This is a genomic window from Mesorhizobium sp. STM 4661 (assembly GCF_000359125.1).
Classification (GTDB): Bacteria; Pseudomonadota; Alphaproteobacteria; order Rhizobiales; family Rhizobiaceae; genus Mesorhizobium.
In genome coordinates, this window is sequence record NZ_CAAF010000087.1 from 23,960 (window position 1) to 43,549 (window position 19,590).

Sequence of the window (19,590 nt, forward strand, 5' to 3'; positions counted from 1 at the left end):
GGCGTCGCGCTCAGTATCGAGCATTCAATTTGGCTTGCTCGGCGGAGGGTCCTGCCTGCTTCCGGTTCTGTCGATAGGCACTGAAGCCAATCTCTCGAACCAATAGGGCCAAGCGTCGAAATGTTGCGCGACCGGCGCACTGCATTCAAAGGGTCGCCTGGTCACTGCTGCCGCGGTATTCAACTCTGCGGGTCTATCGCATTCCAAAGGAATGCCACAGTTCTTACGACACCGATCGCTTGCTTCGGAAAAACCGCAACAAGCCTCAGGTCTTCCGTGTTGCCCCGCTTGGTTTGAAATGTTGAGACCGCGCACGACGCCAACTCAAACCCAAAGATCGTGCCCCATGAACGAGATCCTAGCCCGTGCGCGCCGGGCAATACCCGGCGGAGCCTTCACTACTTATGTCCTGGATGAAGAGGTCGACTTTGTTGTCAAAACCGGAAAAGGCTCCAAGGTCTATTCGACCGATGGCACCGAATACATCGACTGCGTGAACGGATCGAGCCCGATGTTGATCGGCCACGCCCATCCTGAAGTCGTCGAGGCTTTGAAAAGCGCGGTCGAATGCCCCTCGAACTTCTACCTGCTGAACGAGAAGGGTATCGAACTTGCGGAAACCCTTGTCGAATCGATCCCTTGTGCGGAGCAGATCAAATACGGTGTGACAGGATCAGATGCGACTTTTTTGTACGCTATGCGACTGGCGCGCGCTTTTACGGGTCGATCAAAAATCCTCAAGTTTGAAGGCGGGTTTCTCGGCGGAAATGACTACGCCCTGATGAGCATGTCGCCGGCGAGCCCGTTCCCCAATTTTCCAGCCGCACGGCCTGACAGCGCCGGTATCCCCAAGGTGCTTGAAGACGAAGTATTGATTGCTCCCTACAATGACCTTGAGGCTGTCGATCAGATTTTGGCGGGTGCCTGCAACGAGGTTGCAGCCATAATCGTAGAGGCGCAACAGCGCTGCATCGATCCAAAGCCCGACTTCCTCGAAGGACTTCGCTCGATCTGCGATGCTAACGGAATTCTGCTGATCTTCGATGAGGTCGTTACGGGATTTCGCCTGGCCTGGGGCGGAGCACAAGAACGGTATGGCGTCACACCGGATCTCGCGGCCTACGGCAAGGTGATCGGTGGCGGCATGCCGTTGTCGGCTGTCGCCGGACGCGAAGAAATTCTCCGTCTGGCCAATCCCCGCAGTCCCGCCGATCCGCGGAAGTGTTTCACTGGGAGCACGGCATGCGGCAACCCTATCGCCGCGGCGGCCGGCATCGCCACGCTCAAGGTCCTTTCTCGCCCCGGGACCTATGAACGACTGAACGAGATAGGTGACCGATTCCGTACGGGAGCGTCTGAAATTTTCCAGAGACATGGAGTAGCCGGCCAAGCGATCGGCTCGGGGCCATTGTCACAGATCGTGCTCACGGACATTCCCGTCACAGACTACCGCAGCAGCGTGTCGGGTGATCTGAGAATGCAGCGGAAACTTACGACGGGACTTGTCAGCCGCGGCGTCCTGACCCACGGAACATTCTATTTCTCGCTTGCGCTGTCCAACGACGACATCGACCGCGTTCTCGATGCACTCGACAACGCCATGACCTCCATTTTTTGAGTGACCAAAAACGACTAGACCGCGGACCAGTTCGCTGAGACGACCTTTCAGACTTTCCGTCGCCTACCGCCTTGTTCAGACATTTGCGAGCCTGGATGCCGAGATAGCGATCATGCACATTCCGTACGCAAGGCCCTATCTAGAAGCGGAGGCGTACGGCCTCGCAAATCTAGCAAGACCCAAGGCCCTGCGCAAAGCCGCCGAGCGACAATGCAGAATAGTTTCGACTGGGATACCGGAACGCATCTTCTCCCTTCCCGGGATGCTCTCGTGAGCACCGCCAGCGGAAGGCGAATTGAATGCCATCTATCAACGCGTGCGACTCTCTAACGCGTCTCGTCCGACTCCTGACCGCTTTGTGCCTCCTACGGGCATCATATAGCTGTAGCTCCGATAGGTGTTGCTCCACACTAGGCCGACCTTCAACGCCTTGGTCATTCGCATTAGATATCGCTTTTGAAGCGGTGCAATATATAGTTGGCAGTTCGAAAAGGTAGCGAGGAGATCGACGTCGAGGTTCGCGGGCCGATCACCCTCAACGACCAACAGCTGATGGTCGCGGCTGCTCTGTAGGGCTGCAGGCTGGCCTATGTCTGGGATAATAGGGTGATGCAGCATCTGGCGAGTGCCGCGTTCACCCGGTGCCTTGATGACTGGTTCGTCCCGGACATGGCCTACTCTATTGTCCAAGTCGACGCGACCTTTCTGCAGGGCTGCGCGCCCCGGCCTGATCTGAGCCAGATGGCGGAGGATGTTTGATGAGGGAAACCAGTCACAACTTGGCGCGGCTGCAGTCGCCGCAGTTCGAGCGCATCGTTCCCGTAGCAGGTGAGAGCTTTGTGTGGCGTATCGACGATTATCCGTGGCGCAGGTCGGTGTGGAACTGCCATCCGGAAGTGGAAATCCATCTCATCCGGCAATCCTCGGGAACTGCCTTGATCGGTGACTTCGTCGGTGAGTTCATGCCAGGGGACCTGACGATCGTCGGCAGCTGGCTACCACATGACTGGATTTCGCACTGCAGCCCCGGCCAACACATCGTCGGTCGCGACCTCGTGATCCAGTTCGACGCCAAGGCGATGGATGGAGCGGCAACGATCTTCCCCGAAATCTCCGCCATAAACGACCTTCTGGAGCGCGCGGCGAGTGGCGTCCGGTTTACTCCGACCGTGGCCGTAGCATTCGCGTCCGCAATGGAAGACTTGGGAAATCTGTCCGGCGCAAAACGGTTTGGGGCCTTCCTCTCTCTACTCGCCGAGATGGCCGCGACGCCGGAGTACCAGATTCTTTCCGGCACGCGTATGTCCAGCATAAGGAGCAAAGAGTTGCAGAAAATGCAGGCCATCTTCTCATTTATCCAGAGCAATCTGATGGGTGATGTTTCGCTGGCGCGGACCGCCGAGATCAGCGAAATGACCGAGACGTCCCTAAGCCGGTTCTTCAAAAAACGGGTCGGCCAAAACTATGCACAGTTCATCACCCTTCTCAGGATAAGCAAAGCCTGCGCCCTCCTGGCGACAACGAACGAAACGGTGTCGACCATCGCGTTTGAATGCGGCTACGAAAACATCTCGAACTTTAACCGGCGGTTCCTGCTCCTTCGTGGATGCACGCCCAGCGAATATAGGAGGGTGTATCTCCAAGACCGAAACATGGCCAAGTATCCGTGAACGCTCGCGTCGCCGATAATCGGATTGCAAAAGGGGGGTGTCGGCGCAAGGTTGGCCATCGCTCACGTGCTATTCTGAATAATAATAGGACAAGAAAGTATCACTGGTTGGCACGTAGGGCTGTAGAGAGCCAGGGTTGGCGGCGATATGGTCCTTGTCGGCAGCCACCAAAGGTTTGAGGAGAACTAGGCTGCTGGAACCGTGGGAGAGAGACACATGAAATTCGAGACAATTATGCTGGGCTTTTGCTCAGTACTGGCGATGGCCAATTTCTCGTCGGCCGAAACGTTGACGATTGCGACTGTCAACAACGGCGATATGGTCCGCATGCAGAAGCTGACCGACGACTTCACCAAGGCTAATCCCGACATCACGCTCAACTGGGTCACGCTCGAAGAGAACGTGCTGCGCGAGCGCGTCACCACAGACATCGCCACCAAGGGTGGCCAGTACGACGTGCTGACCATTGGTACCTACGAGGTTCCGATCTGGGCCAAGCAAAGCTGGCTGCTGCCGCTCGACAAGCTCGGCGACGACTACGACGTCAAGGACATCATCCCGGCCATCGCCGGCGGCCTGTCGGTCGACGGCAAGCTCTATGCGGCACCGTTCTACGGCGAAAGCTCCTTCGTCATGTACCGCAAGGACCTGATCGAGAAGGCTGGCCTGAAGATGCCTGACGCGCCGACCTGGGACTTCATCAAGCAAGCCGCCGACAAGATGACCGACCGCGCCAATGGCGTGAACGGCGTCTGCCTGCGCGGCAAGGCCGGCTGGGGCGAGAACATGGCTTTCCTCACCGCCATGTCGAACTCCTTCGGTGCCCGCTGGTTCGATGAGAACTGGAAGCCGCAGTTCGATCAGCCCGAGTGGAAGAGCACGCTGCAGTTCTATGTCGACCTGATGAAGGCCGACGGTCCCGAGGGCGCCTCGTCCAACGGCTTCAACGAAAATCTGGCGCTGTTCCAGCAGGGCAAGTGCGGCATGTGGATCGATGCCACGGTCGCTGCGTCCTTCGTCTCCGACCCAAAGAACTCCACCGTCGCCGACAAGGTCGGTTATGCGCTCGCTCCCGACAACGGTCTCGGCAAGCGCGGCAACTGGCTGTGGGCCTGGTCGCTGGCCATTCCCGCCGGCACGCAGAAAGGAGACGCGGCTCAGAAGTTCGTCTCCTGGGCAACCAGCAAGCACTATGCCGAACTCGTCGCTTCGAAGGAAGGCTGGGCCAACGTTCCTCCGGGCACACGGTCCTCGCTCTATGCCAATGCCGAGTACCAGAAGGCGGCGCCTTTCGCCAAGATGACGCTGGACTCGATCAATGCCGCCGATCCGACGCATCCGACCGTCAAGCCGGTGCCTTATGTCGGCGTCCAGTTCGTCGCCATCCCTGAGTTCCAGGGTCTCGGCACCACCGTCGGCCAGCTCTTCTCGGCGGCACTTGCCGGCCAGTCGAGCGTCGACGATGCCCTGAAGCAGGCCCAGGACGCCGCCACCGCGGCGATGACCGAGGGTGGTTATATCAAGTAAGGCTCCTCCCGGTGCCGAATGCCGGTTGCCCATTGTAGCCGGCAAAGGGGCCGCCCGAATCCCAGTTCGGGCGGTCTCTTTTTTTGCTATCGTCCCGCAAGATCCAGCTAGATAGGGCGAGATTTCATGGCGAGAGAATTGGAAGGCAAGATTGCCGCCGTCACAGGGGCTGCGTCGGGTATAGGGCTGGCGAGTACGGAGGCGATGTTAGAAGCAGGCGCGCGCGTGGTGACGATCGATCGCGACCAGGCGGCCCTCCAGTCGTTCCAGGCCAAGCATGGAGACTCGGTCATCCCGATTGTCATCGATCTTCTCGACCCCAAGGACTGTGCGACACTGATGCCGCGCGTTCTGGAAACGGCAGGTCAGCTCGATATCTTTCATGCCAATGCGGGCACCTATGTGGGCGGTGACCTGGTCGACTCCGACGCGGGTGCCATCGACCGGATGCTGAACCTGAACATTAACGTCGTGATGAAGAATGTGCACGATGTGCTGCCTCATATGATCGGGCGTCGGACGGGGGACATCATCGTCACCAGCTCCTTGGCCGCCCATTTTCCGACGCCATGGGAGCCGGTCTATGCATCGTCAAAATGGGCGATCAACTGCTTTGTGCAGACGGTTCGGCGTCAGGTATTCAAGTACGGCATCCGGGTTGGGTCGATTTCGCCAGGCCCTGTGATCAGCGCGCTGCTCGCGGACTGGCCACCGGAGAAGTTGAAGGAAGCCAGGGAATCAGGAAGCCTGCTTGAAGCAGCCGAAGTGGCAAATGTGATCACCTTCATGCTCACGCGCCCTCGGGGCATGACGATCCGCGACGTGGTGATGATGCCGACCAACTTTGATCTCTGAGGTCCTGGACGTCCGCCGGCAGCACATCTTTCCGACATCACGCCTCGCCCGGAGCAGACATGCCGCTGCCGGCCCATGTGGGTCGATCTCGGTGTTGCTGCCACAACTTTGCACGGCCGCGCTTTTCAGACAATCAGTCAAGGGACGATCGCTTTCGGCAATGGCGGCCGTTCCGCAATCCAAATACTCATCGTTACCAGACAGTCCTTGGCTGCTTCGCGAGCGAAGGGACGAGATCAGATAGCCGCGATCAGGCGAAGGCGATGCGAATCGTCCCGAAATCGGCAACGATCTTGTCGCCATGGCGAGGGCCTAGGGCGAATTATAGGTGCCCGGCAGCCCTTGCCTGATTGGCCTGCCGCTAACCTAATTCTGTCGGATGTCGTTCAGACCGCCGGAAGGCGCTCGATCATTTTGTCCAGCGTTATCGGATAGTCCCGGACCCTAATGCCGGTGGCATTGTAGGCTGCGTTGGCGACAGCGGCTGCAACGCCGCAGAGCCCAAGTTCGCCGACGCCCTTGGCTTTCAGCGGCGTTGAGGACGCGTCGGTCGTATCGAGGAAAATCACCTCCTGATGAGGGATGTCGGCGTGCACCGCCACCTCGTAGCTGGCAAGATCGTGATTGACGAAGAACCCGCGTCCGAGATCGGTGGCGAGCTCTTCCGACAGGGCGGCACCCACGCCCATCGCCATGCCGCCTATGACCTGACTGCGGGCGGTCACCGGGTTCAGGATGCGGCCTGCATCACATACCGCCACCATCCGTCGCACGCGCACCTCGCCGGTGCCGGCATGGACCCCAACTTCGACGAAATGCGCGCCGAAGGTCGCGAGTAAAAGGGATTTCTTGAAATCTCCGAAAGTCATGGTGTCTTCGGCGACCAGTTCCTGGTCGGCCGAGACCTGAGCCAAGGACACCACCGTGTTGCCGGCTCGGACGTGGCCATTCTCGAAGCGTGGATTCTCCACGTCCAGCCGTTTGGCGATCTGACGCTGAAGGGCCAGGCAGGCGGCGTAGACGCCTGCGGTGGAGCTGGCCGCACCGAACTGTCCCCCGGAGCCCGAGGCGACCGGATAGGCGCTGTTGCCGAGCCGAACCTCGACCGCATCCATAGGCAGGCCCATGGTCTCCGCCGCAGTTTGCGCTATGATCGTGTAAGATCCGGTGCCGATATCGGTCATATCGGTCTCGACGACCAGCCGGCCGGCGTTCAGACGCACCCGCGCCCCGGAGTCGAGTGTCGGGCCGCCGCGATAGGCACCGGCCATGCCGTGCCCGATCAGCCAAGTTCCGTCGCGTTTCCTACCGGGCGTCTTGTTGCGATTGGTCCAACCAAATGCCTCGGCGCCACGTTCGAGGCACTCCACGAAATGCCGCTCCGAGAAGGGAACCTTGGGGTCGCTCGGGTTCAATTGGGTGTCATTCAGGATACGGAACCGGACCGGGTCGATGCCGAGCTTCTCGGCCATCTCGTCCATTGCGATCTCTAGCGCCATCAGTCCTGATGCTTCGCCTGGCGCGCGCATGTCTGAAGACTCCGGCAGGTTCATATCAACAAGATGGTGAATGATCCGCCGGTTGGCACCGGCATAGAAATAGGGGGTCTGTGCCGTGGCGTCCTCGCCCCTTCCGCCCGGCAGGGTATGCGAAGCTACCTCATGACCTATTGCCGTCAGTTTTCCGTCCTTTGTGGCGCCCAGCCGGATGCGCTGCACCGTTGCAGAGCGGTGCGTCGTGTTGTTCATCATGAAGGGGCGCGGCAATGCAAGCTTGACTGGGCGGCGGGCGGCACGGGAGCCGAGCGCGGCCAACACCTCGTCAGCCCGCAGCCAAAGCTTGCCGCCGAAGCCGCCCCCGACATACGGGCTCTCCACCCGAACTTTTTCCTTATCGAGGCCGAAGGTCGTGGCCAGAGATCCCCGGTTCCAGTTGATCATCTGGTTCGATGTCCAGACCGTCAGCCGGTCGCCGTCCGACCAGTCAACAATCGAGGCATGCGGCTCCATCATCGCGTGGGAATGAGAGGGTGTGCGATACATCTCATCCAAGGTCACCGGGGCGTTCGCAAACGCGGTGTCGAAATCGCCGACATCGGTGCTCGGCTTGCCAGTGCCCTGGAGACGCTCAAACGCCGCGTCGAGATCAAAATCCGCCTTTTCTTGCTCGTAGGTCACCTTCACAAGCGCGGCGGCCGCGCGGGCTTGTTCCAGGGTTTCGGCGACCACGACGGCAATAGCCTGGTGGTAGTGTTGCACCTCGTTCCCTCCGAACAGCCTTGCGACGTTCAGAAACCCCAGCGGCAGTGGGTCAATCTCAAGCGTGGTGACCACCGCGACGACGCCTGGCGCCGAACGGGCAACCGAGGCGTCGATCGAAGTGATGCGGCCCTTGGCGATGGTAGAGCCGACAGGGTAGCCAACAAGCTGGCCCGCGACGACGTCGTGGCGCTCGTAGGCGTACGGTGCGGTTCCAGTGACCTTCAGCGGACCCTCGATCCGCTGGTGCGGCTTCCCGACAATCGTGGCGCGGTCGAAGATGTTCTGGCCAGCAGGTTCATTGAATTCCATCGGCTTAGTCCTCGGCTAGCATGCCGGCCAGCGTCCGCTCGGCCAGCGTGATCTTGAAGGCGTTTTCCTCGGTCGGCCGCGCACCATGGAGCAGACGCGCCATGACGGCGTGTGCGCCGTTCGGCAGCTCGGCATCGGCTTCCGCCGCACGCCACGGCATTGGCGCGACGCCGCCGAGCGCGACGCGGCCGGCCCCGTCGGCCTGGCGGACCAGCGCCACCGAGACCAACGCAAACGCGTAGGAGGCCCTGTCGCGCGCCTTGTAGTAGGCGTGGCGGCCTCCGACTGGCGGAGGCAATGTGACCGCGGTGATGATCTCGCCCTCCATGAGCACCGTCTCGCGCTCTGGCGTGTCGCCGGGAAGGCGGTAGAATTCCTCAAGAGGAATTCTGCGTGTCGCTCCCACGGAGGTCACAGTCTCGACCACGGCATCGAGTGCCCGCAGCGCGACGGCCATGTCGGACGGATGTGTCGCGATACAAGCGTCGGAGGTGCCGATTATGCCGAGCTGACGCGAGAAGGCACCTACGCCCAGCGCCGCGCAGCCAGCGCCGGGAGTACGCTTATTGCAGGGTTGGGCAGTGTCGTAGAAATAGGGGCAGCGGGTGCGCTGCAGGAGGTTGCCTGCGGTTGTCGCCTTGTTGCGCAGCTGACCCGAGGCGCCCGCGACAAGCGCTCGCGTAAGGACACCGTAATCTCGGCGGACACGTTCGTGAGCAGCCAGATCGGTGTTGCGCACGAGCGCACCGATGCGCAGCCCGCCTTCGGGAGTTTCAACGATTTTATCGAGCCCAAGCCCATTGACGTCGATCAAATGTACCGGCGTCTCGATCTCCAGCTTCATCAGGTCGAGAAGATTGGTGCCGCCAGCAACAAATTTCGAGCCGGGAACCTGGGCAGCCCGCGCCGCGGCGGCGGCCGGATTTGCGGCGCGCTCGTAGGAAAAGGCTTTCATGACCGTTCCTCCGCCACCTGGGTGATTGCTGCGAGAATGTTGGAGTAGGCGCCGCAGCGACAGATATTGCCCGACATCCGTTCCCGGATTTCCTCATCGGTCACCTTGATCGGCACAGTCAGGTCGCCGGTGACATGGCTGGGGATGCCGGCACGGATTTCCTCGATCACCGCTTTGGCCGAGCAGATCTGGCCCGGCGTGCAGTAGCCGCACTGGAAGCCATCGTGCTCGACGAAAGCGGCCTGCATCGGGTCGAGATCCCCTGGCGTACCGATCCCTTCAATCGTCGTGACCTCGTCCCCCTCATGCATGACCGCGAGGCTGAGGCAGGAGTTGACGCGTCGGCCATTCACTGTGAGGGTGCAGGCGCCGCACTGGCCATGGTCGCAGCCCTTTTTGGTGCCGGTGAGCTGCATGGTCTCCCGCAGCGCGTCGAGCAGGGTCGTCCGGTTATCAAGCTCAAGGGTCCGTTGCGCGCCGTTTATCTTCAGCGACACAGACATCCGCTGGGGTCCCACGGGAAGACCGTTGCGGGCAGTTTGCGCATTAGCCGGTCCGGTTAAACCGGCTGCTGCTGCTGCGGCTGATACAGCTGTGCCGACCAGAAGCGTCCTTCGGCAAATCTCGAATTCGATGGGTGGAGCCACGGATGCTCTCTCCTGTCTGATTTTGCGCGGATTTCACGTCATTCCAGAGAAAGGTAAGTGGGTAAGGCAACGGAACCACCCTCATCTTATTCATACCAAGGATGAATTCAGTTCATGATTTATTGATTGGGTAGGTGGGGTTGAGCCGCTATGGTGTGCCCAACAATGTCGAAGGCTCATGAATGAAACGCGAGGAACTGGGCGATCTGGCAGTTTTTCTGATTGTCGCGGAAGAGAACAACTTCACACGCGCCGCTGCGCGAATGGGAATCTCTCAATCTGCAGTCAGCCATACAATCCGCCGCCTGGAGGCGTCGGTCGGACAGAAGCTGTTGAACCGCACCTCGCGGCGCGTGACAACGACTGAGGCTGGAGAGAAGCTCCTTGAGACGCTGCGACCCAGCTTCGGTCAGATCGATGCTCGTATGGAGGAGCTGCGCCTTCTTGGCGATGCCCCGCGTGGTCTGGTGCGGCTGACCTTAAGCAAGACCGCAGCACGTACTGCCTTGTGGCCGATCCTTTCACAACTTGTCCGCGACTATCCGGATGTAAAGATCGAGCTCAGTCTGGAAAGCCGTCTCGCCGATCTTACCGAGGATCGATTCGACGCAGGAATACGACTGGGAGAATTCGTCGGCCCCGACATGGTTGCTGTAAAGATAGGGCCGCAACTGCGCATGGCGGCTGTTGCGACTCCGAAGTATTTCGAAGAGCACGGTGTCCCGGAACATCCTTCGGAACTCGATACTCACGATTGTCTAGCGCTACGCTTCAACGTCCGTGCGCCACCATATGACTGGGAGTTCGAAAAGGACGGTATGGAGATCGTCAAAAAGGTTTCCGGACCGTTCATATTCAGCGAAAGCGACATCTGCATCGAGGCGGCGAAGGAAAGCCATGGCATCGCTTTCGTCACCGAACCCGAAGTGCGTGACGCAATCAAGCAGGGCAGCCTCCGCCGCGTTCTTGCGGATTGGTGTCCTCCGTTCGACGGCTTCCATCTATTCTATTCTGGCCGACGGCAAGTCAGTTCAGCGCTGCGTCTAGTGATCGATCGATTGAAGTACCGCGACTAAAAGATGTGGGGTTGGGTGATGCCCGAGCGATGAATGGCGGCTTTTGGCCCCCCCACTGGAGCCAGCGAGCCAGCTTTACGATCGGCGCCCCCACGGTGTCGTTACGCTCGACTGGTTCGAGGGAACTGCTCTAGCGCGCAGCCTTCGGACCCGTTGCACTGGGGCTTTTGTACCGTAGCGTTTCCAGTATCACTGTCATCGCCGGAGACATCTGCCGCCTGCTTGGATAGTACAAATGGTAGCCGGAAAAGGGTTCACTCCAGTCGTCGAGAAGCAATATTAGCCGTCCCGCAACGACATGATCGCGGACGAGATCTTCGGGAAGAAACGCGATGCCGTACTCATTTAGGGCTGCGTCGATTATGGCAAATGACGTGTTGAAGGTCAGTTGCCCTTCGACGCGCACCCGTAACTCACGACCGTCCTTCTCGAATTCCCAGACGGCGAGGCCCCCGGCAGTCGCTTGCCGCTGATTGATACAATCATACCCGACGAGGTCTTGTGGGGTCACCGGAATCGATCGCTGCGCGAGATACTGCGGTGATGCAACCGCAACCATGCGCCAGTCCGCGCCGATGCGCACGGCAATCATGTCCTTGTCGATGCTTTCGCCAAGCCGCACGCCGGCATCGTACCTCTCCTCCACGATGTTTCGCATGCCATTGTCGCTATAAAGTTCGACCCGGATATCGGGATAGTTCTTCAAAACCGGACATAATTTTGGCCAGACGGTAGTCTGAAGCGCATGGTCGGAAAGCGTCAGGCGGACTGTTCCCGAAGGTGTGTCTCGATATGCCGTTAGGCTCGCAAGATCGGCATCAATCTCCTCAATGCGTGGCGCAAGCGAGCGGAACAAGCGCTCGCCTGCTTCGGTAGGCGCCACGCTGCGCGTGGTGCGCGCGAGTAACCTCACCCCCAGCCGTGCCTCCAACTGCTTGATGGTGAGGCTGAGCGTTGATTGCGAAGTACCGAGCTTGGCCGCCGCCTTGGTAAAGCTCTGCTCACGGGCGACCTCCAGGAACCAGAGCAAGTCCTTCATTTCCTCACGTTGCAAGGGCGCCTCCTTCGACAATTCATATCACAGATCGATAACTTCATGCAGATTTCACGGATTGTCCAACGAGTAGCGCTACATATCTTCCTGTCACGACGGCCGATCGGTGAGGGGCGTCATCCCGCCGAACCAAGGATAGCGGCAATGGACGTGACCTATGACAGTGAATTGACGAATTCCCGCTCCGCCTGGAGCGCCGTGATTTCCATGGCGCTTTGTGTTGCGGTGCTGATCGCGTCCGAGTTCATGCCGGTCAGCCTGTTGTCGCCGATCGCCGCCGATCTAGGGATTACCGCCGGCCAAACGGGCCAGGCGATTTCGATCTCGGGCGCCTTCGCGGTCGTGACCAGCCTCTTCATCGCAGGTCTCACCCGCCGTATCGATCGACGCATCGTGGTCCTGGCATTCACGGGGCTGCTTGTCGTCTCCGGCCTCGCCGTCACATTCGCGCCGGACTACGCTTTCCTGATGGTCGGCCGGGCGCTGCTCGGGATGGCGATCGGCGGCTTCTGGTCGATGTCCACGGCGATCCGTGATGCGTCTACTGCCGGCCGATCTGGTGCCCAAGGGCCTTGCCCTGCTGAACGCTGGCAATGCCATCGCAGCAACGATTGCGGCCCCGCTCGGAAGCTTCCTTGGCGCCTATGTCGGCTGGCGGGGAGCCTTCTTCATGGTCGTCCCACTCGGCCTGCTGGCGCTGGTCTGGCAGTGGATCAGCCTGCCTGCATTGGCGCCGCGGCGCGACCGGGGTACTGCGAATGTCTTTACGCTGCTTGGACGCCTTCATGTCGCGCTGGGCATGGCCTCCATCCTGTTCTTCTTCATGGGCCAGTTCGCGCTGTTTACCTATCTGCGTCCGTTCCTCGAACAGGTTACCCAACTCGACATCGCGGATCTGTCCGCAATACTGCTGGTGATGGGACTGGCCGGCGTCGCTGGAACCTGGTGCATCGGTCACCTGCTGAACAAGCGGCTCTTCAGTATCCTGATAGTCATTCCGATCATCATGGCGCTCCTGGCAGCTGGCTTGGTCTTATTCGGTGCAGCCCCGATCCTCGTATCCTTGCTGCTTTCTGCCTGGGGCTTCTTTGGCACCGCTGCACCCGTAGGCTGGGGCACCTGGTTGACCCGCGCCATGCCCGACGATGCCGAGGCTGGAGGCGGCCTGCAGGTGGCCGTGATCCAGCTTGCAATCACGGCTGGCGCGGCAACCGGCGGCTTCCTTTTCGACGCTGTCGGCTGGTGGAGCACTTTCGCGCTGAGCGCCGGCCTGCTGTGCGGTTCATCGCTCCTTGCGGTGGCGGCTTGGCGTGTCAACCGCAGCATTCAGCCATGACGATACATGACCAACTTTCACCGACGGCCCCCCACGCCACGTTCCAAATTGTCAGGAAAATATAATGACCGATAACATCGCAGGCAAAGTCATAGTCATCACCGGCGCCTCAAGCGGCATGGGCGCGGCAGCTGCCCGTCATCTTGCCGCCGAGGGCGCCAGCATCGTCGTTGCGGCACGGCGGGTCGATAGGATCCAAACCCTCGTGGCCGACATCACCAAATCCGGCGGCAATGCCGTGGCAGTCGCCACCGACGTAACCCAGCTCGATGACATGCAGCGGCTGGTGGACACCGCCGTACAGACCTTCGGCCGCATCGACGTGCTCATCAACAATGCCGGCATAATGCCGCTCTCGCCGCTCGAGCGGTTGAAGGTCGATGAGTGGAACCAGATGATCGACGTTAACCTGCGGGGCGTGCTGCACGGCATCGCCGCTGCGTTGCCGTACATGAAAGAACAGAAATCCGGCCACATCATCATCACGGCGTCGGTCGCCGCCTACAAGGTGTTCCCGGGTTCAGCGGTATATTCCGCGACAAAGTTCGCTCTTCGCGGCTTGTCCGAGGGCCTACGGCAGGAAATGAAGCCCTATAACATCCGTAACACGCTGATTTCTCCGGGTGCGGTGACGACGGAACTTCTCGACCATATCAGCGAACAGGACGTCCAGTCGGCGAACCAGGATTATGTCGGCAAGGTCGGCATCCCTGCGGAGAGCTATGCCCGCATGGTCGCTTTCGCCGTGAGCCAGCCCGAGGATGTCGACATCAACGAGATCATCTTCCGGCCAACTGCGCAGGAACTGTAACCAGTCGCGCGTCGACGCAATGAGCCCAATCTCACTTAAGGAACAGACCTATGTCGAAACATTTCACAAGCCAGCAACCTGCGCTCGGTAGCTTCAATCCCAATCGGCGCTCCGTTATCAAAGCGGCAGGCGCGGCCAGCGCGGCGGTTGCTGTGATAGGCGCTGTGACCGCCGCCTCGGCAACGTCGGTACTTGCCCAATCTACCACTGCCTGGGACAAAACCTTCCCCCAGAGCAACCGCGTTGATCACCGGAAGGTGTCGTACGCCAACCGCCTGGGCATCACACTGGTCGCCGACCTGTACACTCCAAAAGATATTGATCGTTCGCGCCGTCATCCCGCGCTCGTGGTCGGCCATCCGTTTGGCGGGGTCAAGGAACAGACCTCTGGCCTCTATGCCCAGACGATGGCGGAGCGTGGCTTTATCACCCTGGCCCATGACGCCTCCTACAATGGCGAGAGCGGCGGTCAGCCGCATTTCATCTCTTCACCCGACGTGTTCATTGAGGACTTCAGTGCGGGCGTCGATTTCCTGGGCGTCGATCCTCTTGTGGATCGCGACCGCATCGGCGTAATCGGCGTCTGCGCCAGCGGCGGTTTCGCTCTTGCCGCCGCACAGATCGATCCGCGCATGAAGGCCGTCGCTACCGTCAGCATGTACGACATGGGCGGCGCCAAATGGGCCTGGGCCGGCGAACCGATGCGCCCCGAGGCACGCCAGGCCGCGCTTGCCGATATGGCCGAACAGCGTTGGGTGGAATTCGCCGGAGGCGAGAAGCGGTACGGCGAACTGCCTCAGGTTCTTACAGACAAGACCGACGCGATCACGCGGGAATTCTTCGAATACTACCGGATGCCGCGTGGCGCGCATCCCCGCTCGACGTCGGCGATATCGGTCACCAGCGATCCTTCCTACTTCCACTTCCGGCCTTTCGAACGTTTGGATGCGATCTCTCCGCGTCCTGTCCTGCTCGTCGCCGGCGAGAATGCGCATTCGCTTTTCTTCAGCCAGCAGGCCTTGGCCAAGGCGGCCGAGCCGCGGGAACTCCATATCGTTGCCGGCGCCGGTCACGTCGATCTGTATGACAAGGTAGCGCTTATCCCTTGGGACAAGCTGCAATCCTTCTTCGACAAGCACCTCACCGCCTGACGCCAACCGGCCCACGTCCCGGCACGAAGGCCGGGACGTGGGCCGGCCTTGCAACAATGACACGGACGGGTATCGCAATGCGCAACATCATTCTCAGTGCAATCGCCTCAATGCTGTTTACGGGAGCCGCCATGGCACAGGAAAAGATCGTGATCTCATCACCCTGGGGGAAACTGACTGCCGAGCTGGTCGACAATGAAGCGACAAGAGCCTTGCTTGGAATGCTTCCGGTCACGTTGGACATGAGCGATCATCTTCGGCAGGAGAAGACGGGCAATCTGCCTTCCTCGCTGCCGCAGTCCGGACGCCAGCTTGACTTCGACAATGGCACGCTCGGATTATGGGGATCGACTGACTTCGTGATCTATTATCGCAAGGGAAGCGTTCCGCGACCGGGGATCATCATTCTTGGCCGCGTTGATGGCGATGCGTCCATTTTCGATCGCCCTGGCCCGATCACCATTGAGATCGACCGAGCGAAGTAGGGCGCGGCCTTAACGATCGTCCGGCCCATCACCTCATTCCATCGCACCGAGCGAGAAGACGTAGACACCATGAAAAATAGAATCCTGCCTGTTGGTTTGGCGTCAGTCTGTGGAGCACTGGCCCTTGTCGCAAGCTACCTGACGTTGCCGCAGGGGACCGGCCCGTCGCCGGCATATGCCGAAGCCAATGCCGTGACTTTCCCGCCTCTTGAACAGCTTGAGCACTACACAACCGTGCGTCGCGGCATCACGCGCGAACATATGCTGACAAGCTCGGCCGCACTCGCAGCGCTGAGGGCCGGACAACCGGTCCCCGTGGGGACCCAAATGGTGCTTGTCGATTACCAAAGCGATGTGCTGACCCGGTACCTAATCAGCCAGAAAATCGGTGCCGGCGACGACGAGTGGCAATATCAATGGTTCTGGCCGGATCAATCGATCAAGGCCGATGAGAACGTAGCGCAGTGCTACGCCTGCCACCGGTCGCGCCAAAGTCAACAGTTCATGTTCACCCATGACGGAGCGATTTCCGATGACGATCCGCTTTAGGGTGACAGGAGGCTCCATGCTGACGACGAGAGTCGCGCATCGGCTTTTGGTCCCTGTCGCCATGGCGGCTTTGCTGCTCTTGTCGCTTGCCTACTGGTGGCTCGATAACATTCCGCACGAAATCTTCGGCACGGCTATGTTTGTTTTGATCGCCTGGCACATCGCCATGAACCGGTTGTGGTTCAGGAATGTCTTTCGGGGTCGCTACGATGGCCGCCGCGTCTTCACGGTGCTGCTGCATCTGTTCTTGATCGTCAATATGGCGGTTCTTCTGGCGACGAGTATCGTCATCTCGAGATCGGTGCTGGCTTTCCTGCCGCTTCCAAACATCGCGTACCTTCGCGAGGTCCATTGGTTCTGCGCCTACTGGGTGATGATCGTCGTCGGCATCCATCTCGGCATTCACTGGATCCGCGTCATGGCACTGCTGCGCTCGATGCTGGGTCTGTCACGCGGAAGCCCCCTCAGGGCATGGACGCTTCGCGCGGCGGCGACGGCAAATGCGGGATTCGGCTTGTGGAGCTTTTGGGTGCTCGGCGTGTGGGGCAAGCTGACCTTCACCTATAGCCTTGAATTCTGGGATTTCACGGCGTCCGTGACGCCGTTCTTCGGGCATTGGGCGGGTGTCCTCGCCCTCCCAGCCATTCTGACGCACTACGTCATGACTGGATGGGTCTCTGCGGCTTCACATGGTGGTCGCTTGGCTGGACTACGCAATCCGACGCAGCGACCGATCCAGTCCGTAGGGTGATCTGCAGAGCCATTGGGCCGCTCAGCCCCCGAATGCTTGCGATTTTGGAGTATGCCGGGAAACCGGATGAGCATCCGCCGAGAGGCTTTCCTTGCCACATCTTTCGACCGAGACCCTTGAGGGTGGCATGGTGTTGCTGCACTACGCGATGGAAAAGACCTACGATGACCGGCAGGACAGGGGGTGATGCGTTCACGCCCTGTCCTGCCGATTTGCATTCGGCCTTACATCCGCAGCAGGGCTTTGATCGCGCGGCGTTCGTCCATCGCCTTGTAGCCCTCGGCCACGTCCTCGAGCGGTATTTCGAGATCGAATACTTTGCCCGGATTGATCTTGCGGGTCATCACGAGGTCGAGGAGTTGGGGAAGGTACTTCCGCACCGGTGCCGGCCCGCCCAAAAGGTTTTTCTGAGCGAAAAACAGGTTCGCGCCATCAAGCTGCACGCCGTGCGGAACACCCACGAACCCGATCGAGCCGCCCGGTCGCGCGCAATTGATCGCCTGGGACATCGATTCCTGGGTGCCGACACACTCGAGAACTGACTCCGCGCCGATGCCGTTCGTGAGTTCCTTCACCTTCGCCGCGCCATCGTCGCCGCGCTCGGTGACGATGTCGGTGGCTCCGAATTCAAGCGCCAGCTCTTGGCGGGCCTTGTGGCGGCTCATCGCGATGATGCGTCCCGCGCCCATCTGTTTGGCGGCGAGCACGCCCATCAGGCCGACGGCGCCGTCACCGACGACGACTGCGGTTGCACCGGACTGCACGCGGGCGGCATCCGCTGCGTACCAGCCCGTGCCAAGTACGTCCGAGGTCGCGAGGAGGCTCGGGATCAAATCGTCGGATGGCATCTCGGCGGTTGCCACGAGTGTTCCGTCGGCCAGCGGGATGCGGGCGTAAGGGGCCTGGGCTCCGGACATGAATTCGCGGTGCTCGCAGGACGAAGGGAAGCCGAAACGGCAATGCGGGCATGTGTTGTCGGAAATGCAGAAGGACCCGACGACGAATTGGCCTGGCCGGATGGTCTTCACTTCACTCCCGACTTCAACCACCACGCCGCAGTATTCGTGGCCCATATGGGCAGGGCCATTCATCGGTTGGAGTCCGCGATAGGGCCATAGGTCGGAACCGCAAACGCACGAAGCCGAGAGTTTGATAATGGCGTCAGTGGGCTTCTGGATCTTTGGGTCGTCGACCTCTTCGCAACGGATGTTACCGGGGCCGTGCAGGACTGTTCCAAGCATGAGTTGTTTCCTCGGTGTTGCATTGAATGGTCTGGATCAGAATGAGAGCGATCGCACCGAATGGCGACGGGAGGCTAAGAAGCGAGCGCCGAACCGGGAGAGGTGCCGCGCTGGTCGTGTTAATCATCCGTATTTTACCACGAGGGTTCGTCAGGCATTATCGCGGCAGATCGATTACACTTATGCATGCTGGACATGAATTGCGTTAGGTTACACTGCCTCAATTAAAAGCGACCCCGTTCCGTTTTCCAGATAGCGAAGCGCGATGCGGCAGTAGATCGCTTGGCTTTGATGCTTTGAGCACAACGTCGAACCAAGTCCTTGACATAACTCGACGTTATACCCTTGTCGGCCGTAAGATTGCAGCTCGCCGGGTCGAAAGTTAAACATCAAGACGAGCATACGCGACTGCACCGTCCATGCGATGTCACTCCCTCAACAAAGTCACATAGAGGTATGCATGCCCTACGCCATCATGTTCACGGATGACCCCGGAGTTCTGGAGAAGAAAAAGGCGATGCGTCCCATCCACGTCGAGTACGTGACCAAGAACGCCGATCGCATCATCGCAAGCGGTGGCTTCTTCCCTGATGATGACGATTTCCCGAACGGCGGTCTTATTCTTCTGGACACCGATCTTCGTCAAGAAGCAGTCGATTATATCGAGAACGACCCCTTCTTTCAGAACGGCATTTTCAGCAAGTACACGATCACCAGATGGCGCAAGTTCATTTTCGATCACAAGCGCATCCCCACGTGAGGGCTACGCGCCGATTGCGGGAAAAAGCCGCCTGACAATGGCCATGCCGAGGACAACCTGACACTCCAACTGCCCCTCGGCCCGCCTTGCTAAGTGTTGCTTGGCCCCGTCGTGGGGGCCGAGTCGAGGAAATGGGAGCGTATGCTCGCCATCAACGTGCACGGTCTGCTTTACACGACGCGCGGAATTGCCTCACCTGTTGAGCGCCGCGGCGGACGCGGCTCGTGGTGTGGCTGATTAACATCAGTTCGATCGCGGGAAGGGTGGCTTGGGCGAATTCAGCGTCGACAATCAGAGCACCGGCTCTATTTCGGACGGAGCTTCGACGGTCCGCAATCTCCTCAATCCGTCGGACGAGGCACAAAAGCCTGCCACGTTTGGCAGTGACCGCAACCTCTTCGGCAGATAACAGCCGAAGTCGGCAGTCGATTTACACGCAAAGCGATGGGTCTGGCCCACCGCTTTTGTGTTGTAGACGGAGGCCCCAACAATGGTCCTTTCCTGCTTTTGCTTTCCCAGTGGGACGGTTCTCAC

18 protein-coding genes and 1 pseudogene are annotated in these 19,590 nt (G+C 59.9%); 13 read left to right on the plus strand and 6 right to left on the minus strand.

Translation table 11 applies throughout. The features are described from left to right. Positions 1–346 precede the first annotated feature (346 nt). The 5 genes from MESS4_RS30640 (at position 347) to MESS4_RS30655 (ending at position 5,670) form a co-directional block, all read left to right on the plus strand. Positions 347–1,618 carry an aspartate aminotransferase family protein gene (locus tag MESS4_RS30640; RefSeq protein ID WP_006339873.1) on the plus strand — a complete coding sequence of 424 codons (1,272 nt, stop codon included), beginning with the start codon at positions 347–349 and terminating at the stop codon, positions 1,616–1,618. Between the two features lie 609 nt (positions 1,619–2,227). Then, the gene (locus tag MESS4_RS34170; protein ID WP_198292822.1) at positions 2,228–2,377 is read left to right on the plus strand and encodes a hypothetical protein; all 150 of its coding nucleotides are present in this window, start codon (positions 2,228–2,230) and stop codon (positions 2,375–2,377) included. Further along, positions 2,377–3,288, plus strand: coding sequence for an AraC family transcriptional regulator (locus MESS4_RS30645; RefSeq protein ID WP_006339875.1), 912 nt, complete (start codon positions 2,377–2,379; stop codon positions 3,286–3,288). The genes MESS4_RS34170 and MESS4_RS30645 overlap by 1 nt, the downstream gene beginning before the upstream one ends. Before the next feature lie 216 nt (positions 3,289–3,504). Next, complete coding sequence (locus MESS4_RS30650; protein ID WP_006339876.1) at positions 3,505–4,815, plus strand: sugar ABC transporter substrate-binding protein; 1,311 nt, start codon at positions 3,505–3,507, stop codon at positions 4,813–4,815. Positions 4,816–4,941: 126 nt separating this feature from the next. Continuing rightward, entirely contained in the window at positions 4,942–5,670 is a 729-nt protein-coding gene (locus MESS4_RS30655) for an SDR family oxidoreductase (protein ID WP_006339879.1), read from the plus strand. 386 nt (positions 5,671–6,056) lie between these two features. On the opposite strand, the gene paoC is transcribed toward MESS4_RS30655, so the two are convergent. Genes paoC through paoA form a run of 3 tightly spaced genes read right to left on the minus strand, consistent with a single transcriptional unit; the run spans position 6,057 to position 9,842 of the window. Then, entirely contained in the window at positions 6,057–8,240 is a 2,184-nt protein-coding gene (gene paoC / locus MESS4_RS30660; protein ID WP_006339880.1) for an aldehyde oxidoreductase molybdenum-binding subunit PaoC, read from the minus strand. A gap of 4 nt (positions 8,241–8,244) precedes the next feature. Then, positions 8,245–9,195, minus strand: a complete 951-nt coding sequence (locus tag MESS4_RS30665) for a xanthine dehydrogenase family protein subunit M (RefSeq protein WP_006339882.1) — start codon at positions 9,193–9,195, stop codon at positions 8,245–8,247. Next, positions 9,192–9,842, minus strand: a complete 651-nt coding sequence (gene paoA / locus MESS4_RS30670) for an aldehyde dehydrogenase iron-sulfur subunit PaoA (protein WP_006339883.1) — start codon at positions 9,840–9,842, stop codon at positions 9,192–9,194. The genes MESS4_RS30665 and paoA overlap by 4 nt, the downstream gene beginning before the upstream one ends. A gap of 182 nt (positions 9,843–10,024) precedes the next feature. On the opposite strand from paoA, the gene MESS4_RS30675 reads away from it, so the two are divergent. Further along, entirely contained in the window at positions 10,025–10,918 is an 894-nt protein-coding gene (locus tag MESS4_RS30675) for a LysR family transcriptional regulator (RefSeq protein ID WP_006339885.1), read from the plus strand. 130 nt (positions 10,919–11,048) lie between these two features. Here the strand turns inward: MESS4_RS30675 and MESS4_RS30680 are convergent, their stop codons facing one another. Then, positions 11,049–11,972 (minus strand): LysR family transcriptional regulator, encoded by a 924-nt coding sequence (locus tag MESS4_RS30680; RefSeq protein WP_006339886.1) that lies wholly within the window; start codon positions 11,970–11,972, stop codon positions 11,049–11,051. Positions 11,973–12,127: 155 nt separating this feature from the next. Then, positions 12,128–12,331: a hypothetical protein gene (locus MESS4_RS34880; protein ID WP_244441251.1), complete on the minus strand. Its 204-nt coding sequence runs from the start codon at positions 12,329–12,331 to the stop codon at positions 12,128–12,130. Here MESS4_RS34880 and MESS4_RS30685 point away from each other — a divergent pair. From MESS4_RS30685 to MESS4_RS30710, 6 genes and pseudogenes are all read left to right on the plus strand, one after another. Further along, positions 12,234–13,308: pseudogene (locus MESS4_RS30685) on the plus strand (MFS transporter). The gene MESS4_RS34880 and the pseudogene MESS4_RS30685 overlap by 98 nt on opposite strands. 64 nt (positions 13,309–13,372) lie before the next feature. Then, positions 13,373–14,119, plus strand: a complete 747-nt coding sequence (locus tag MESS4_RS30690) for an SDR family oxidoreductase (RefSeq protein WP_006339890.1) — start codon at positions 13,373–13,375, stop codon at positions 14,117–14,119. A gap of 50 nt (positions 14,120–14,169) precedes the next feature. Beyond that, a complete protein-coding gene (locus MESS4_RS30695) occupies positions 14,170–15,270 on the plus strand; it encodes an alpha/beta hydrolase (RefSeq protein WP_006339892.1) in 1,101 nt (366 codons plus the stop codon). Between the two features lie 77 nt (positions 15,271–15,347). Then, positions 15,348–15,755, plus strand: coding sequence for a cyclophilin-like fold protein (locus tag MESS4_RS30700; protein WP_051070956.1), 408 nt, complete (start codon positions 15,348–15,350; stop codon positions 15,753–15,755). A 69-nt stretch (positions 15,756–15,824) separates the two neighbouring features. After that, on the plus strand, positions 15,825–16,304 hold the full coding sequence (locus tag MESS4_RS30705; protein ID WP_006339896.1) for a hypothetical protein: 480 nt from the start codon (positions 15,825–15,827) through the stop codon (positions 16,302–16,304). Beyond that, positions 16,288–17,055, plus strand: a complete 768-nt coding sequence (locus MESS4_RS30710) for a DUF4405 domain-containing protein (RefSeq protein WP_244441248.1) — start codon at positions 16,288–16,290, stop codon at positions 17,053–17,055. Before MESS4_RS30705 ends, MESS4_RS30710 begins: the two co-directional genes overlap by 17 nt. A 224-nt stretch (positions 17,056–17,279) precedes the next feature. Here MESS4_RS30710 and MESS4_RS30715 read toward each other — a convergent pair whose 3' ends face one another. Next, positions 17,280–18,296: a zinc-dependent alcohol dehydrogenase family protein gene (locus MESS4_RS30715; protein ID WP_006339899.1), complete on the minus strand. Its 1,017-nt coding sequence runs from the start codon at positions 18,294–18,296 to the stop codon at positions 17,280–17,282. 460 nt (positions 18,297–18,756) lie between these two features. Here MESS4_RS30715 and MESS4_RS30720 point away from each other — a divergent pair, with 460 nt between their 5' ends. Beyond that, positions 18,757–19,056 carry a YciI family protein gene (locus MESS4_RS30720; protein ID WP_006339901.1) on the plus strand — a complete coding sequence of 100 codons (300 nt, stop codon included), beginning with the start codon at positions 18,757–18,759 and terminating at the stop codon, positions 19,054–19,056. Positions 19,057–19,590 lie beyond the last annotated feature (534 nt).

Excerpts from the sequence above, each read along its gene's own strand:
- MESS4_RS30640 (WP_006339873.1), top strand. The coding sequence starts at position 347 with ATGAACGAGATCCTAGCCCGTGCGCGCCGGGCAATACCCGGCGGAGCC.
- MESS4_RS34170 (WP_198292822.1), top strand. The coding sequence starts at position 2,228 with ATGCAGCATCTGGCGAGTGCCGCGTTCACCCGGTGCCTTGATGACTGG.
- MESS4_RS30645 (WP_006339875.1), top strand. The coding sequence starts at position 2,377 with ATGAGGGAAACCAGTCACAACTTGGCGCGGCTGCAGTCGCCGCAGTTC.
- MESS4_RS30650 (WP_006339876.1), top strand. The coding sequence starts at position 3,505 with ATGAAATTCGAGACAATTATGCTGGGCTTTTGCTCAGTACTGGCGATG.
- MESS4_RS30655 (WP_006339879.1), top strand. The coding sequence starts at position 4,942 with ATGGCGAGAGAATTGGAAGGCAAGATTGCCGCCGTCACAGGGGCTGCG.
- paoC (WP_006339880.1), bottom strand. The coding sequence starts at position 8,240 with ATGGAATTCAATGAACCTGCTGGCCAGAACATCTTCGACCGCGCCACG.
- MESS4_RS30665 (WP_006339882.1), bottom strand. The coding sequence starts at position 9,195 with ATGAAAGCCTTTTCCTACGAGCGCGCCGCAAATCCGGCCGCCGCCGCG.
- MESS4_RS30675 (WP_006339885.1), top strand. The coding sequence starts at position 10,025 with ATGAAACGCGAGGAACTGGGCGATCTGGCAGTTTTTCTGATTGTCGCG.
- MESS4_RS34880 (WP_244441251.1), bottom strand. The coding sequence starts at position 12,331 with ATGAAGAGGCTGGTCACGACCGCGAAGGCGCCCGAGATCGAAATCGCC.
- MESS4_RS30690 (WP_006339890.1), top strand. The coding sequence starts at position 13,373 with ATGACCGATAACATCGCAGGCAAAGTCATAGTCATCACCGGCGCCTCA.
- MESS4_RS30695 (WP_006339892.1), top strand. The coding sequence starts at position 14,170 with ATGTCGAAACATTTCACAAGCCAGCAACCTGCGCTCGGTAGCTTCAAT.
- MESS4_RS30700 (WP_051070956.1), top strand. The coding sequence starts at position 15,348 with ATGCGCAACATCATTCTCAGTGCAATCGCCTCAATGCTGTTTACGGGA.
- MESS4_RS30705 (WP_006339896.1), top strand. The coding sequence starts at position 15,825 with ATGAAAAATAGAATCCTGCCTGTTGGTTTGGCGTCAGTCTGTGGAGCA.
- MESS4_RS30710 (WP_244441248.1), top strand. The coding sequence starts at position 16,288 with ATGACGATCCGCTTTAGGGTGACAGGAGGCTCCATGCTGACGACGAGA.
- MESS4_RS30715 (WP_006339899.1), bottom strand. The coding sequence starts at position 18,296 with ATGCTTGGAACAGTCCTGCACGGCCCCGGTAACATCCGTTGCGAAGAG.
- MESS4_RS30720 (WP_006339901.1), top strand. The coding sequence starts at position 18,757 with ATGCCCTACGCCATCATGTTCACGGATGACCCCGGAGTTCTGGAGAAG.